General features: G+C 72.7%; 11 protein-coding genes. 4 read left to right on the top strand and 7 right to left on the bottom strand.

Going from position 1 to position 15,265, the window contains the following annotated elements; translation table 11 throughout:
* Positions 1 to 36: 36 nt before the first annotated feature.
* Positions 37 to 732: a response regulator gene (locus tag AB0946_RS04510; protein ID WP_366759154.1), complete on the bottom strand. Its 696-nt coding sequence runs from the start codon at positions 730 to 732 to the stop codon at positions 37 to 39.
* Positions 729 to 2,348 carry a sensor histidine kinase gene (locus AB0946_RS04505; protein ID WP_366759153.1) on the bottom strand — a complete coding sequence of 540 codons (1,620 nt, stop codon included), beginning with the start codon at positions 2,346 to 2,348 and terminating at the stop codon, positions 729 to 731. Before AB0946_RS04505 ends, AB0946_RS04510 begins: the two co-directional genes overlap by 4 nt.
* A 154-nt stretch (positions 2,349 to 2,502) precedes the next feature.
* On the opposite strand from AB0946_RS04505, the gene AB0946_RS04500 reads away from it, so the two are divergent.
* Entirely contained in the window at positions 2,503 to 3,891 is a 1,389-nt protein-coding gene (locus tag AB0946_RS04500) for a cation:dicarboxylase symporter family transporter (protein WP_366759152.1), read from the top strand.
* 129 nt (positions 3,892 to 4,020) lie between these two features.
* Here the strand turns inward: AB0946_RS04500 and AB0946_RS04495 are convergent, their stop codons facing one another.
* On the bottom strand, positions 4,021 to 4,635 hold the full coding sequence (locus AB0946_RS04495) for a TetR/AcrR family transcriptional regulator (RefSeq protein ID WP_366759151.1): 615 nt from the start codon (positions 4,633 to 4,635) through the stop codon (positions 4,021 to 4,023).
* A gap of 138 nt (positions 4,636 to 4,773) precedes the next feature.
* Here AB0946_RS04495 and AB0946_RS04490 point away from each other — a divergent pair, with 138 nt between their 5' ends.
* The 3 genes from AB0946_RS04490 (at position 4,774) to AB0946_RS04480 (ending at position 9,747) form a co-directional block, all read left to right on the top strand.
* Positions 4,774 to 6,447 carry an MFS transporter gene (locus AB0946_RS04490; RefSeq protein WP_366759150.1) on the top strand — a complete coding sequence of 558 codons (1,674 nt, stop codon included), beginning with the start codon at positions 4,774 to 4,776 and terminating at the stop codon, positions 6,445 to 6,447.
* Positions 6,448 to 6,551: 104 nt separating this feature from the next.
* Positions 6,552 to 7,325, top strand: a complete 774-nt coding sequence (locus AB0946_RS04485) for a DUF2127 domain-containing protein (RefSeq protein ID WP_366759801.1) — start codon at positions 6,552 to 6,554, stop codon at positions 7,323 to 7,325.
* 181 nt (positions 7,326 to 7,506) lie between these two features.
* Positions 7,507 to 9,747, top strand: coding sequence for an ATP-dependent DNA helicase (locus AB0946_RS04480; protein WP_366759800.1), 2,241 nt, complete (start codon positions 7,507 to 7,509; stop codon positions 9,745 to 9,747).
* Here AB0946_RS04480 and AB0946_RS04475 read toward each other — a convergent pair.
* The 4 genes from AB0946_RS04475 to AB0946_RS04460 all read right to left on the bottom strand — a co-directional run.
* Positions 9,734 to 10,588: a hypothetical protein gene (locus AB0946_RS04475; RefSeq protein ID WP_366759149.1), complete on the bottom strand. Its 855-nt coding sequence runs from the start codon at positions 10,586 to 10,588 to the stop codon at positions 9,734 to 9,736. The genes AB0946_RS04480 and AB0946_RS04475 overlap by 14 nt on opposite strands.
* Before the next feature lie 64 nt (positions 10,589 to 10,652).
* Positions 10,653 to 13,100 (bottom strand): 1,4-alpha-glucan branching enzyme, encoded by a 2,448-nt coding sequence (glgB, locus tag AB0946_RS04470; protein ID WP_366759148.1) that lies wholly within the window; start codon positions 13,098 to 13,100, stop codon positions 10,653 to 10,655.
* Complete coding sequence (locus AB0946_RS04465; RefSeq protein ID WP_366759147.1) at positions 13,097 to 14,491, bottom strand: maltokinase; 1,395 nt, start codon at positions 14,489 to 14,491, stop codon at positions 13,097 to 13,099. Before AB0946_RS04465 ends, glgB begins: the two co-directional genes overlap by 4 nt.
* Positions 14,492 to 14,588: 97 nt before the next feature.
* Positions 14,589 to 15,265: alpha-glucosidase C-terminal domain-containing protein (locus tag AB0946_RS04460; RefSeq protein ID WP_366759146.1), on the bottom strand; the 677-nt coding region annotated here is incomplete at its 5' end.

Raw genomic sequence — 15,265 nt, 5'->3', positions numbered from 1 at the left:
GAGAAGCCGCCCGAGCCCGTGCCGCGGCCGGCGCCCTCACCGCCCCTGGGACACCCACCGGTACACCAGCTCAGGCCGTCCCACCTGTCCGTACAACGGACTCCGCCCGGCCCGTCCCGCGTCCACCAGGTGCTCCAGGTACCGTCGCGCGGTGATGCGGGAGATGCCCACCGCCTCGGCGACACCGGCCGCCGTCAGGCCCTGCGCGGCCGACTCCCGCAGCGCGGACGTCACCCGTTCCAGGGTCGGTCCGCTCAGGCCCTTCGGCAGGGCCGCCGGGGTCGGGGCGCGCAGGGCCGCCAGGGCGCGGTCGACCTCGTCCTGGCCGCTCGCCTCGCCCACCGCCGCGTGGAACTCGGCGTACCGGACCAGCCGGTCCCTCAGCGTCGCGAACGTGAACGGTTTCAGGACGTACTGGACGACGCCCAGGGAGACTCCCTCCCGCACCACCGCCAGGTCGCGTGCGGAGGTCACCGCTATCACGTCCGCGTGATGCCCGGCCGCCCGCAGGGACCGGGCCAGTTGCAGGCCGTGGACGTCGGGGAGGTGCAGGTCCAGCAGCAGCAGATCCACCGGCGTGCGGTCCAGGAGGCGCCGTGCCTCCGCCCCCGTGTGCGCCTTTCCGACCGCGACGAACCCCGGCACCCGGCCGACGTACATCATGTGCGCGTCGGCGGCCACCGGGTCGTCCTCGACGACGAGGACGCGGATGGGCTGCTGCTCGTCCGTCATGCGGCGCCGCCCGTGGCCGCGCGCAACGGCAACCGCACCTCGAACACCGCTCCGCCCTCCTCCGCCTCGGCCACCGTCAGGGTGCCGTCGTGGCGGTTCACCGCCTGCCGGACCAGGGCCAGCCCGAGTCCCCGTCCGCCGGGTTCGGCCGGCTTCGTGGAGAACCCCCGCTGGAACACCAGGTCGGCGTGGGCGGGATCGACCCCCGGACCGGTGTCCGACACCCGGAGCACCACTTCGGCGGCCGTAGCGTACGCCGTCACGGTCACCCGGGCCCGCACGCCGCCCTGCGCCGCGTCCACGGCGTTGTCGATCAGGTTGCCGAGGATGGTCACCAGGTCGCGGGCGGACAGGCTGTCCGGGAGCAGGCCGTCGTCCAGACGGCTGTCCGGTGAGACCTCCAGTTCCACGCCCCGCTCGTTCGCCTGTGCGGTCTTGCCGAGCAGCAGCGCGGCCAGCACCGGCTCGCCGACCGCCGCCACCACCTGGTCGGTCAGGGCCTGCGCCAGCTCCAGCTCGGCCGTGGCGAACTCCACGGCCTCCTCGGCCCGGCCCAGCTCGATCAGCGAGACGACCGTGTGCAGGCGGTTCGCGGCCTCGTGCGCCTGCGAGCGCAGCGCCTGGGTGAAGCCCCGCTCCGAGTCCAGCTCGCCCATCAGCGACTGGAGCTCGGTGACGTCCCGGAGCGTGACGACCGTGCCCCGGTGTTCGCCGCCCGACACCGGCGACGTGTTCACGACCAGCACCCGGGACGCCGTCAGGTGCACCTCGTCCACCCGGGGCTGGGAGGACAGCAGGGCGCCCGTCAGGGGGGCGGGCAGGCCCAGGTCGGCCACCGAGCGGCCGACCACGTCCTCCTCGGGGCCCACGCCCAGCAGGTCCCGGCCGCCGTCGTTGATGAGCGCCACCCGGTACCGGCCGTCCAGCATCAGCAGCCCCTCGCGGACGGCGTGCAGTGCCGCCTGGTGGTAGTCGTGCATCCGGCTCAGCTCGGTGGCGTTCATGCCGTGGGTGTGGCGGCGCAGCCGGGCGTTGATCACGTACGTGCCGACCGCGCCCAGCAGCAGGGCCACACCCGCCACCCCGAGCAGGGCCGTGACCTGGTCCTGGACCCGGGCGCTGATCGTCTCCACCTTGATGCCGGCGCTCACCAGGCCGACGATCCGGCCGTTGTCCGAGATGGGGGTCACCGCGCGGACGGACGCGCCGAGCGTGCCGGTGTAGGTCTCGGTGAAGGTACGGCCGTGCTGGGCGGGGCCGATGTTGCCGAGGAAGCGTTTGCCGATCTCGTTCCGGTCGGGGTGGGTCCAGCGGATGCCGGACGGGTTCATGATCGTCACGAAGTCGACGTCGGCGTCCCGCATGACCTGGAGGGCGTACGGCTCCAGCCGGGCCGTGGGGTCGGGGGTGCGGATCGCCTCGCGGACCGAGGGGGAGTCGGCGATCGACCGGGCCACCGCCGTGGCCTGCCGGGCGGCGGCGTCCTCGGCCTGCCGCTGGTCGCTGACGTAGGTGAACAGCGCGTACCCGGCCACGACCACCGCTATCAGCACGGCCTGCATGGCGAACAGCTGGCCGGCCAGGCTCCGGGGCCGCGCGAGGGTGGGGAGGCGCATGTCAGCAGTGTGCCTCTCCGGTTAAGCGTGAACTAAATGAACGGAAGGGTGACCGCCCTCACAGGCCGGGAGATAGTCACGGCATTCCCCAGAAACGCCCGGACGTGAGCCGCACGCCGGTTGTTCGCCGACGAAGACGTCAAGGAGGGCAGTCGTGGCCGCCAGCACTCCCGATACGGCACCTGCCGCACCCCGTGTGAAGCGGGACCGGACCCATTACCTGTACATCGCCGTCATCGTGGCGGTCGCGCTCGGCATCGGCGTGGGCCTGATCTGGCCCGATGCCGCGGTGGAGCTGAAGCCGCTGGGCACCGGGTTCGTGAACCTGATCAAGATGATGATCTCGCCGATCATCTTCTGCACGATCGTGCTCGGCATCGGATCGGTACGGAAGGCCGCCAAGGTCGGCGCCGTCGGCGGCATCGCCCTCGGCTACTTCCTCGTGATGTCGCTCGTCGCGCTCGCCATCGGGCTCGTGGTGGGCAACGTGCTGCACCCGGGCGACGGGCTGCACATCACCAACGCCATCAAGGCGACCGGGCACGACCAGGTGTCCCCGGACGCGCTGCCGCCCGTCGACTTCGTGCTGTCGATCATCCCCACCACGTTCGTCTCCGCCTTCACCGAGGGCCAGGTGCTCCAGACGCTGCTGGTGGCCCTGCTCGCCGGGTTCGCGCTCCAGGCCATGGGCTCGGCCGGACAGCCGGTGCTGCTCGGCATCGAGCACATCCAGCGGCTCGTCTTCCGCATCCTGTCGATGGTGATGTGGGCCGCGCCGATCGGTGCGTTCGGCGCCATCGCGGCGGTGGTCGGTTCGGCCGGCGTCGACGCGCTCAAGAGCCTCGCCGTGCTGATGCTGGGCTTCTACGTCACCTGCTTCCTGTTCGTCTTCGTCGTGCTCGGCGCGCTGCTCCGGATCGTCGCGGGCCTGAACGTCTTCTCCCTGTGCAAGTACCTCGCCCGGGAGTTCCTGCTGATCCTGTCGACCTCGTCGTCGGAGTCCGCGCTGCCGCGTCTGATCGCGAAGATGGAGCACCTGGGCGTCAGCCGGCCGGTCGTCGGCATCACCGTGCCGACCGGGTACTCGTTCAACCTCGACGGCACGATGATCTACATGACCATGGCGTCGCTGTACATCGCGGACGCGCTGGGCACGCCGATGTCGGTCGGCGAGCAGATCCCGCTGCTGCTGTTCCTGCTGCTGGCCTCGAAGGGCGCGGCCGGTGTCAGCGGCGCGGGCCTCGCCACCCTGGCCGGCGGTCTGCAGTCGCACAAGCCGGCGCTGGTGGACGGGGTCGGGCTGATCGTCGGCATCGACCGGTTCATGAGCGAGGCGCGGGCGCTGACGAACTTCGCGGGCAACGCGGTCGCGACGGTGCTGGTCGGCACGTGGACCAAGGAGATCGACAAGGTCCGGGTGCGGCGGGTGCTGGCCGGCGAGCTGCCGTTCGACGAGACCACCCTGTTGGATGAGGACGGGGCCGGGGCGCGGGAGGTTCCCGAGCCCCGGGAGGACGGCGAGAAGGAACTCGCCAAGGCCTGATCCACCCTGTAGTTCCGGACGTCCGGCCCCGCCTGAACCCGGGCCGGGCGTCCGGGTACCGCCGCCGGGCGGCCGGGGCTCCCCCGTACCCGGCCGCCCGGCTCCTTCTTCCCGGCTCCGGGACCTGCGCTACGACACCCCGGCCACCAGCTCGGTGGCCCGTGAGGCGGGCACGCCCGCCGCGGTCAGAACGGCGACCGTGGCGGAGCGGCCCGCCTCCTGCGCTGCCAGGAGTCCGTCGTTCACCGCCTCCATCACCGCGAACAGCATCTGCTCGTGCACGTACGCGAGGGCCGGCGCGGGCAGCGGGGAGCTGAAGACGCCTTCGTCCAGGCCGCGCTGGAGGAGCCGGATCTTGTTCTCGCGCAGGGGCGCGAGGCGTTCGCGGATGCCCTGCACGGTGACCGTGCGCTGGGCGAGCGCGATCAGCAGCCGGTAGCGGTCGGCGACCGGCCACAGGGCGAGCACCGAGCGGGCCACTCTCTCCGCCGGGTCGGTGACGCCGGCGCAGGCCCGGGAGTCCGCGTCCGCCAGTGCCTCCACGGCTCCGTCGACCAGGGTGCTGATCAGCGCCTCACGGCTGGGGAAGTGGCCGTAGACCGTCCGTCGGACGACCCCGGCCGCGCGTGCGATCTGGTCCATGGAGGCGTCCGGATCGCGCAGCAGTTCGGCGAGGGCGACGTCGAGGATGCGGCGCCGGTTGGCGTCGGCGCGGCTGGTGTTACCCGTGGTCATGGCGGTCATTGTGCCTCCCCGGAGGTTTGCCGGGCGTCTTCCGGTCGACTTGCACAGTGTTGTGCAGCGGCGTACATTGCACATGGTTGTGCAATTGCACGCCACTGTGCAAGTCCTGTCGCGAACCCGAGGAAGGCGACCCCTGCCATGCGACTCGTCATGACCGAACCGGTCGAAAGGACGGACCGCCCCTACCCCCGGCGGTGGTGGGCGCTGCTGGTGCTCTGCCTCAGCCTGCTGATCATCGTGATGGCGAACACCGCCCTGACGGTCGCGGCGCCCGACATGACCCGGGACCTCGGGCTCTCCAGCGCCGACCTGCAGTGGGTGATCGACGGCTACACCGTCCCCTACGCGGCGCTGATGCTGCTGCTCGGCGCCATCGGCGACAAGTACAGCCGGCGCGGGGCGCTCGTCCTCGGTCTGCTGGTGTTCGGCGGCGGGGCCGTCTTCGGGTACCTCGCCGACAGCGCGGCCACCGTCATCGCGGCCCGGGCCGTGATGGGCGTCGGCGCCGCGCTGATCATGCCCGCAACGCTCTCCCTGCTGGCCGCGACCTTCCCGCGCGCCGAGCGGGCCAAGGCGATCACGCTGTGGACCGCGACCGCCGGGCTCGCCATCGCCGCCGGACCGGTCGTCGCCGGCGCCCTGCTGCGCGACCACGGCTGGTCCTCGACCTTCCTGATCAACGTGCCCGTCGCGGCCGTCGCGATCGTCGCCGCCCTCGTCCTCGTGCCGCCGTCCCGGGCCGGTCACCACGACCGCATCGACTACGTCGGCGGGCTGCTGTCGGTGCTCTGGACCGGCGCACTCGTCTACATGATCATCGAGGGCCCGCACTTCGGCTGGGGCACCAAGGCCGTTGCTGCGGCGGTGACCGCCGGTGTGGGTCTGGTTGCCTTCGTGCTCTGGGAGCTGCGCCACCCGCGCCCGATCCTGGACGTGCGCCGCTTCACCGGCCGCCGGTTCGCCGGCTCCAACCTCGCCGTCGCCCTGTTCTTCCTCGCCGTCTTCGGCGCCTTCTACTACCTCACCCAGCACCTCCAGTTCGTCCTCGGCTACGACGCCCTCCAGACCGGTGTGCGCATGCTGCCGCTCGCCGGCGCCGTCTTCGTGGGCTCGGCCCTGACCGGCTGGCTCACCCCGCGGGTCGGCATGAGGTGGACCGTCGGCGCGGGCATGGCCGGCGGCACGACCGCCCTCGCCCTGCTCACCCGGGTGGACGCCACCTCCGGCTACGGCGACTTCGTGGCGCCCCTGCTCATCCTGGGCCTCGCCATCGGCCTCGCCCTCTCGCCCTGCACCGACGCCATCATGGGCGCGTTCCCCGAGTCCGAGCTGGGCGTCGGCGGCGCCGTCAACGACACCTCGCTGGAGCTGGGCGGCTCGCTCGGCATCGCCATCCTCGGCTCGCTGCTCGCCACGTCGTACGGCGACCACCTGTCCGACGCCACCGCCGGCAGCAGGCTCCCGGCGAGCGCCCTGGACACCGCCCAGGACTCGGTCGGCGCCGGGTACGCCGTCGCGCAGGGCATCGGCGAGAAGGCGCAGCAGGCCGCCGCACGGGCCCAGCAGGCGAGCGACCCGCAGCAGGCCGCGCAGCTCAAGCAGCAGGCCGGTGAGCTGGCCGCCGGCGCCCGGCAGATGGCCGACGCGGTGGGCTCCGCCTTCTCCGACGCGGTCGCCCACACCAGTCTGGTCGGGGCGGTGATCCTCGGCATCGGCACCGTCCTGGTGGCCGTCCTGCTGCCGGGCCGCGAGGGCGGTGCCGGGCAGGCCGCGACCGAGGAGAGGGAGCTGGTGGACAGCGCGGCCGAGTGACCGCCTCCCTCCCCTCGAACATGCCGTTCCGGGTCAACCGGAACGGCATGTTCGTGTACGGCGTCCGTACAGGTGGTGTCCATATGAGTGCGGAGGCATGGGGGATGAAGATCGACTGGGACCGGCGGACCTGCGCGCGCAAGGGTCATGTGACCTACGCGCCGGACGACCCCCGGCTGCGCGTCCGGCTGCACGCGCGGACCGTGCTCGGGGACGTCTGGCGGTGCCTGCGCTGCGGTGACTTCGTGCTCGGCGAGCCGCACGGCTCGGGGCCCGCCGCCGACGCACCGCTGGTGCCGCGCGGCACGGTGCTCCGGGACCTGTTCGTCCTGCGCTTCCTCGCCGTCGAGCGTGCCGTGCGCGGGGTGTTCATCGTGCTGGTCGCGGTCGCGGTGTGGAAGTTCAGCAACAGCCAGGACGCGGTGCGCCGCCTGTTCGACGAGTACCTGGACGTCTTCCGGCCGGTCTTCCGGCACTTCCACTACGACCTGGACCACTCGCCGGTCGTCGGTTCCCTGCAGAAGGCGTTCGGCTACCGGCACTCCACCCTGGTGCTGGTCGCCGGGCTCCTGCTGGCCTACGCGCTGATCGAACTGATCGAGGCGGTCGGCCTCTGGTACGCCAAGCGCTGGGCGGAATACCTGACGGTGGTCGCGACGGCCGCCTTCCTGCCGCTGGAGGTCTACGAACTCACCGAGCACATCAGCTGGCTGAAGATCGCCACGCTCGCGCTGAACGTCCTCGCGGTCCTGTACATCGCCCTGACCAAGCGGCTCTTCGGACTGCGCGGCGGGCGCCGGAAGTTCGAGGAGGAACGGCACAGCGCCTCACTGATGGAGGTGGAGGAGTCGGCGGGCGTGGCGCACGCACCGCTGTAGGGCCGGCCCCGCCCATCAAAAAATCCCCTGAGCAATTGCGCTCGGGGGATTGCTGTGCGTATATTCAATGGTTCGTGACTTCGTTTTGACTTTGTTTCGACGAAGTCCCGAAGTAATTCACTGAGCACAGTATATCCGGGCGGGAGCGGAATTGTCAAACACCGACTTTCCAGATGATGAAATCCGGCACGAGCAGGAATTCATCGACGGACTGTACGCGCGCGTGGACGTGCTGCGCGGCGAGGCCGAGACCTCCGTCGCCGACGCCCTCGCCCAGGGCGACAAGCCCATGCAGGCCCGGCTGGAGCGGGACATCCTGGTCGCCGAGCGCTCGGGGCTGCTCGCCGCGCTGAACGCCGTCGACGGCTCGCTCTGCTTCGGCCGGATCGACCTCGCCGACGGCACGAAGCACCACATCGGGCGGATCGGGCTGCGCGAGGACGACGCCGAGCGCACCCCGGTCCTCATCGACTGGCGGGCCGACGTCGCCCGCCCCTTCTACCTGGCCACCGGCCACACCCCGATGGGCCTGCGCCGCCGCCGGCACATCGCCTCCGAGGGCCGGACCGTCACCTCCCTGCACGACGAGATCCTCGACCTCGGCGACGCCACCCGCACCGGGCACGAGGACCCGAGCGGCGACGCCGTCCTGCTGGCCGCGCTGAACTCGGCCCGCACCGGCCGGATGAGCGACATCGTGCAGACCATCCAGGCCGACCAGGACCGCATCATCCGGGCACCGCACCGGGGCGTGCTGGTCGTGGAGGGCGGCCCCGGCACCGGCAAGACCGCGGTGGCCCTGCACCGCGCGGCCTACCTGCTGTACGAGCACCGCGAGCTGCTGGCCCGCCGCGCGGTCCTCATCGTCGGCCCGAACCCGGCCTTCCTCGGCTACATCGGCGAGGTGCTGCCCTCCCTCGGCGAGACCGGGGTGCTGCTGGCCACGGTCGGCGAGCTGTTCCCCGGGGTGAAGGCCACCGCCGCCGACACCCCCGAGGCCGCCGCCGTCAAGGGCCGCGCCGGCATGGCCGACGTGCTCGCCGCCGTCGTACGCGACCGGCAGGCCCTGCCCGACCCGGTCATCGCGATCGAGCACGACCGCGAGGTCCTCATGCTGGACGACGGCCTGGTCAACGTCGCCCGCGAGCGCACCCGCGCCGCCAAGCTGCCCCACAACGCCGCCCGCGAGTACTTCGAGGGGCATGTCCTCAACACCCTCACCGAGCTGTACGCCGAGCGCGTGGGCACCGACCCCTACGACGGCAGCAGCCTGCTCGACGCCTCCGACATCACCCAGATCCGCGACGAACTCGCCGAGAACCCCGAGGTCTGGGCGGCCGTCGACCAGCTCTGGCCGCGGATCACCCCGCAGCGGCTGGTCGCCGACTTCCTCGCCGAGCCCGACGGCTACCTGCCGAAGGAGGACGCCGACGCGATCCGCCGCCCGGTGACCCGCGCCTGGACCGTCGCCGACGTGCCCCTGCTGGACGAGGCGGCCGAACTCCTCGGCGAGGACGACCGGGTGGCACGCGCCCGCGCCGATCGCGAACGCGAGACGCAGGTGGCCTACGCCCAGGGCGTGCTGGACGTCTCCTACGCCTCCCGGACCTACGAGTTCGAGGACAAGGAGGAGGACGACCCGGACGCCTCCGAGGTCCTGTCCGCGCACCACATCATCGACGCCGAGCGGTTCGCCGAGCGGCACGAGGAGGCCGACCACCGCAGCGCCGCCGAGCGGGCCGCCGCCGACCGCACCTGGGCGTTCGGGCACATCATCGTGGACGAGGCGCAGGAACTGTCGCCGATGGCCTGGCGGCTGCTGATGCGGCGCAGCCCGGCCCGCTCGATGACCCTGGTCGGCGACCCCGCGCAGACGGCGGAGGCGGCCGGCGTCGGCTCCTGGGCGGACATCCTCACGCCCTACGTCGAGGACCGCTGGGAGCACACCCGCCTGGGCGTCAACTACCGCACCCCGGCGGAGATCATGGACCTGGCGGCGGCCGTGGTCCGCGCCCAGGACCCGAACTTCGCACCGCCGAGCTCCGTCCGCTCCACCGGTGAGCGCCCGTGGGTGCGGCAGGTCACCGACGACCTGCCCGGCGCGGTCGCCAAGGCGGTCGCCGAGCTGACCCCGGCGGAGGGCCGGCTCGCGGTGATCGCCCCGCGCGAACTGCACCGCGCCCTCGCCGCCCGCCTGGACGGCGTCACGGCCGGCGCCGAGCCCGACCTGACGCGAACGGTCGTCCTGCTCGACCCCCGGCAGTCCAAGGGCCTCGAATTCGACTCGGTCCTGGTGGTCGAGCCGGGCGCCTACGGCACGAGCGACCTGTACGTCGCCCTGACCCGGGCCACCCAGCGGCTCGGGGTCCTCTACACGGACGAGCTCCCGGAGGGGCTCGCCACGGGCGTCACCGCTTCGTAGCGGCCGGCGCCGGTGCGTGGCTCGGGTGCAGCGTGGCGGACAGCGGGGCCAGCTCCGCGCACAGGGCGACCGGGAACTCGGGGACCTGGCGGCGGACCGCCCCGCAGCCTCCGGCGGCGCTCTCGAAGACCGGTTTCCAGCCGGCGGGTTCCGCCCGGAAGAACCAGCGGTCGCCGAGCCGCGAGGAGCAGGCGGGGTCGCCGTCGTCGGAGCCGCACGCCGGGCCGGTGCGCCAGGAGAAGTCCAGGACCAGCCACCTGCCGTCACAGTGCTCGGCGTCCCGGTAGGTGTGCATGGGGGCGCCGGCCGCGGTCAGCGCCTGGTCGTAGGAGGCGGGGGTGCAGCCGGTGGCCGGCGGGTGACAGCCCAGTTCCCCGCACATCCGCAGGGCGGGCGGCTTCGCGCCGTCAGCGGTGAAGACCGTGTGGTTGTCGACCACCAGCTCCCGCCCGCCCAGCGGCTCGGGCAGCCTGACCCGGGCCGTGGCCGTCGTCTCCCGCACGCATCCGCTGCGCCGGTCGCCGGACGGGGAGCTGAAGGTGACCTGCACGTGCACGGTGCCCGGCACGGCGCCGTACTCGGCGTCGGTGTCGACCGCCTCGAGGTTCCGCACGCAAGGATGCTCGCCGCTGGGCACGTCCACGTCGATGCTCAGTGTGCGGTGGTCCGCGCCGATCCGGGCGGCGGAGACCCGGGACGGCTCACCGGGGGTCCACGGGACGGGACCGGTCGCCGTGGCGGACGCTTCCCGGCCCCGCCCCGCCGCCTGGGTGCCGCAGCCGCTCAGCAGGAGAGCGGCCACGGCACACAGCAGGACGGTCAGCGCTCTGTACTGCCGCATGTACCCCGGACCCCCCCGTGCTCCGCCCCGGTCGTGCGGCCACTATAGGGCGCGCGCCACCCGGTCAGGCCGGGCGCAGCCACACCGTCGCCAGCGGGGGCAGGGTCAGCCGGATGCTCGCCGGGCGGCCGTGCCAGGGCTGGGCCTCGGGCTTGACGACGTCCGGGCGGGTGACGTCACCGCCGCCGTAGCGGGCCGCGTCGGTGTTGAGGACCTCCGCCCAGGCCGGCACCTCCTCCGGCACCCCGAGCCGGTAGTCGTGGCGGACCACCGGTGCCAGGTGGGTGACGGCGAGCAGCGGGGTGCCCTCGGCGTCACGGCGCAGGAACGCGAAGACGTTGTCGTCCGCCGCGTCCCCGGTGATCCACTCGAAGCCCGCCGGGTCGGTGTCCCGCTGCCACAGCGCCGGGGTCGCCCGGTACACGGCGTTGAGGTCCCTGACGAGGTCCCGCACACCCCGGTGGTCCGCCTCGGCGCCGTAGGCCGGGTCGAGCAGCCACCAGTCGGGGCCGTGCGCCTCGGACCACTCGGCGCCCTGGGCGAACTCCTGGCCCATGAAGAGGAGTTGCTTGCCGGGGTGGGCCCACATGAAGCCGAGGTAGGCGCGCAGGTCGGCTCGCTGCTGCCACCAGTCGCCGGGCATCTTCGACACCAGGGACCGCTTGCCGTGGACGACCTCGTCGTGGGAGATCGGCAACACGTAGTTCTCGCTGTAGGCGTACACCATCGAGAACGTCATCTCGTGGTGGTGGTACGCGCGGTGCACGGGGTCGTGGCTCATGTACTGGAGCGAGTCGTGCATCCAGCCCATGTTCCACTTCAGTCCGAAGCCCAGCCCGCCGAAGCCGCTCGGGCCCTTGTGGTGGGTGGGCCGGGTGACGCCGTCCCAGGCCGTGGACTCCTCGGCGATGGTCACCACGCCCGGGCAGCGCCGGTACACGGTGGCGTTCATCTCCTGGAGGAAGGCCACCGCGTCCAGGTTCTCCCGGCCGCCGTGCTCGTTCGGCGTCCACTGGCCCGGCTCGCGCGAGTAGTCCAGGTAGAGCATCGAGGCGACCGCGTCCACGCGCAGCCCGTCGATGTGGAACTCCTCGCACCAGTACACGGCGTTCGCGACGAGGAAGTTGCGCACCTCGCGTCGGCCGAAGTCGAACTCCAGCGTGCCCCAGTCGGGATGGGTGGCCCGCTGCGGGTCGTGGTGCTCGTACAGCGGACGCCCGTCGAACTCTGCCAGCGCCCAGTCGTCGCGCGGGAAGTGCGCCGGCACCCAGTCCATCAGCACCCCGATGCCCGCCTGGTGCAGCTTGTCCACCAGGTACTTGAAGTCGTCGGGGGTGCCGAGCCGGGCCGTCGGCGCGTAGAACCCGGTGACCTGGTAGCCCCAGGAGCCGCCGAAGGGGTGCTCGGCGACCGGCATCAGCTCCACATGGGTGAAGCCCATCTCCTTGACGTACGCCGGGAGCTGCTCGGCCAGCCCGCGGTAGGTCAGCCCCGGCCGCCAGGACGGCAGGTGCACCTCGTACACCGAGAAGGGAGCTGCGTGCACCGGGGTGTCCGCCCGGTGGGCCAGCCACTCCCCGTCACCCCACTCGTGGTGCGAGGCGTGCACGATCGAGGAGGTGGCGGGCGGGACCTCGGTACGGCGGGCCAGCGGGTCGGCGCGCAGGGTGCGCGAGCCGTCCGGACGGGTGATCTCGAACTTGTACAGCTCGCCCTCGCCGATCCCCGGCACGAACAGCTCCCAGACCCCGGTGCCGCCGAGCGAGCGCATCGGGAAGCCGGTGCCGTCCCAGAAGTTGAACCCGCCGGTGACCCGCACGCCCCGCGCGTTCGGCGCCCACACCGCGAACCGGGTTCCGGTGACGCCCTCGTGCGTGGTGACGTGCGCGCCGAGCGCCTGCCACAGCTGTTCGTGCCGGCCCTCGCCGATCAGATGCAGGTCCAGCTCGCCGAGGGTGGGCAGGAAGCGGTAGGCGTCCTCGGTCTCGTGGACCGTGCCGTCGTACGTCACCAGCAGCCGGTAGGCGGGGACCTCGGTGAGCGGGAGCAGGCCGGAGAAGAAGCCGTCGCCGTCGTCGTGCAGCTCCGCCCGCAGCTCGCCCGAGACCACGGTGACCGCCCGCGCGTACGGCCGGAACGCGCGGAAGGCCACCCCGCCCGGCACCGGGTGCGCGCCCAGCACGGAGTGCGGATCGTGGTGGGTGCCGTGCAGCAGCCGCGCGCGGTCGCCGGCGTCGACGGCCGGGGACACGGCGACCTCCCCGACGGGGGCCGGCGCCGGCACGGGGACCCGCACGGCGGGGGCCGGCGCGGGCGGTTCCACCGCGGGGGCCTGTGCCGGGAGCTCCGCGGCCGGGGCCTGCGCGGGCACCTCCGCGGCCGGGGCCGCCGCCTGTGCGGGGACCTCCTGTGCGGGCGGCTTCCTGACGGCGGCCTTCTTCCTGGCCGCGGCCTCCTTCTTGGCCTTGGCTTCCTTGTGGGCCTTGGATTCCTTGTGTCCCTTGGGGGTCACGGACGAGCCTCCTGGTCGGGCAGGGCGAGGCGGCGCACCGCGCTCAGCGGTACGGGGAGCCAGTCGGGCCGGTGCCGGGCCTCGTAGACGACCTCGTAGACCGCCTTGTCGGTCTCGTAGGCCCGCAGCATCACCGGGTCGGTACGCGGATCGCGGCCGGCCACCTCCGCGTATCCGGAGCAGTAGGCGGCCCGGCAGGTGTGCGCCCAGTCCGGGGCGGGCGGGGTCGCCGAGTGGGCCGCGTAGTCGAAGGAGCGGAGCATGCCCGCGATGTCCCGCACCGGCGGCTGCGGCATGCGCCGCTCGGCCAGCGGCCGGGCCGGTTCGCCCTCGAAGTCGATCAGCGACCAGGCGCCGGACGGCGAGCGCAGGCACTGGCCGAGGTGCAGATCGCCGTGGACGCGCTGGGCGGTCCAGGTGCGGCCCTCGGCGGCGAGCGTGCCGAGCGCCTCGTACGCCGAGCGCAGCCCGCGCTCGTACGGCCGCAGCGCCGGTACCGCCTGCACGGCAGCCGCCAGCCGCTCGGTCATGCCGGCGACCAGCGACTCCAGCTGGGCGTGGCCGAGGGTGACCGTCGGCAGGGCACGGGCGAGCGCGGTGTGCACCTCGGCGGTGGCCCGGCCCAGCGCACGGGCCTCGGCGGCGAAGTCCTCGCCCTTGGCCAGTTCGCGCAGCGCCAGCTCCCAGCCGTCGGAGGCGCCGCTCACATACGGCTGGAGCACGGCCAGGACGTAGGTGTCCGCCGCCACCTCGGCGTGCAGCCAGGCCGTCGGCGCCGGCACCCTCGGGCAGCCCTCGCGGGCCAGGGCGAGCGGGAGCTCCAGATCGGGGTTGACGCCGGGCACCACCCGGCGCAGCAGCTTCAGAATAAACGTATCTCCGTAGACCACGGACGAGTTGGACTGCTCGGCGGTCATCAGCCGGGCCACGAGGCCGGCCCGGATCTCCTGCGCCGGGTCCCGCTCGAAGCGCAGCCCGCCGACGCGCGCCTGGGTGCGCAAGGCCTCCAGGAGCACTTCGGCGGGCCGGGTGTCGTGCAGGGCCTCGTACACCGTGCGTCCGGCGAGCGGGCCCTCGGTCACATGTCCGATCAGCGCGGGCGCCAGCCGGGGCGGCAGCGCCTCGCGCACGCCTATGAGGAGCTGGTAGCAGTCGCCGGGGTGCGGCGGGGCTCCCGGCACGTCGGCCTGGTGGACGCGCACCAGCAGGTGGTAGAGGCCCAGCCGGCCGTCGGGCGCCAGCAGTTCGGTGACGGACACCGGGGTGAACCCGGTGACCGGGCGGCCCTTGCCCGCGAACCAGCGCTGCCGGGGCAGCCAGGCGCGCAGCAGGGGGTCGAGCGAGGCGAGGAGGGTACCGGTGGTGCTGGAAGAGGTGACCGTTTCCGCCATGGGCGTCACGTCCTTTCCCCGGGGGGCGTCGGGGTGTTACTGATGCGTGCCCCGGGTGGGGCGGTGGAAACGCCGCAGCGCCCCACCCGGGCCCGTGCTATACGGGTTCCCCGCGCAGCCGGAACCAGTAGAAGCCGTGTCCCGCGAGGGTGAGCAGGTACGGCAGCTCGCCGATCGCCGGGAACCGGACCCCGCCGAACAGCTCGACGGGATGCCGCCCGCCGAACCGGCTCAGGTCCAGCTCCGTGGGCTGGGCGAAGCGGGAGAAGTTGTGGACGCACAGCACCAGGTCGTCCTCGTACTCGCGCAGGAAGGCGAGCACCGCCGGGTTCGACGACGGCAGCTCGGTGTAGGACCCCAGTCCGAAGGCGGGGTTCTGCTTGCGGATCTCGATCATGCGGCGGGTCCAGTGCAGCAGGCTCGAGGGCGAGGCCATGGACGCCTCGACATTGGTGACCTGGTAGCCGTAGACCGGATCCATGATCGCGGGCAGGAACAGGCGTCCCGGGTCACAGGACGAGAAGCCGGCGTTGCGGTCGGGGGTCCACTGCATGGGGGTGCGCACGGCGTCGCGGTCGCCGAGCCAGATGTTGTCGCCCATGCCGATCTCGTCGCCGTAGTAGAGGATCGGCGAGCCGGGCAGGGAGAGCAGCAGGGCGGTGAACAGCTCCATCTGGTCGCGGTCGTTGTCGAGCAGGGGGGCGAGGCGGCGGCGGATGCCGATGTTGGCGCGCATCCGCGGGTCCTTGGCGTACTCGGCCCACATGTAGTCGC

The organism is Streptomyces sp. NPDC046870 (assembly GCF_040704595.1).
GTDB classification, from domain to species: domain Bacteria; phylum Actinomycetota; class Actinomycetes; order Streptomycetales; family Streptomycetaceae; genus Streptomyces; species Streptomyces argyrophylli.
This window is presented reverse-complemented; position numbering and strand designations above follow the sequence as displayed.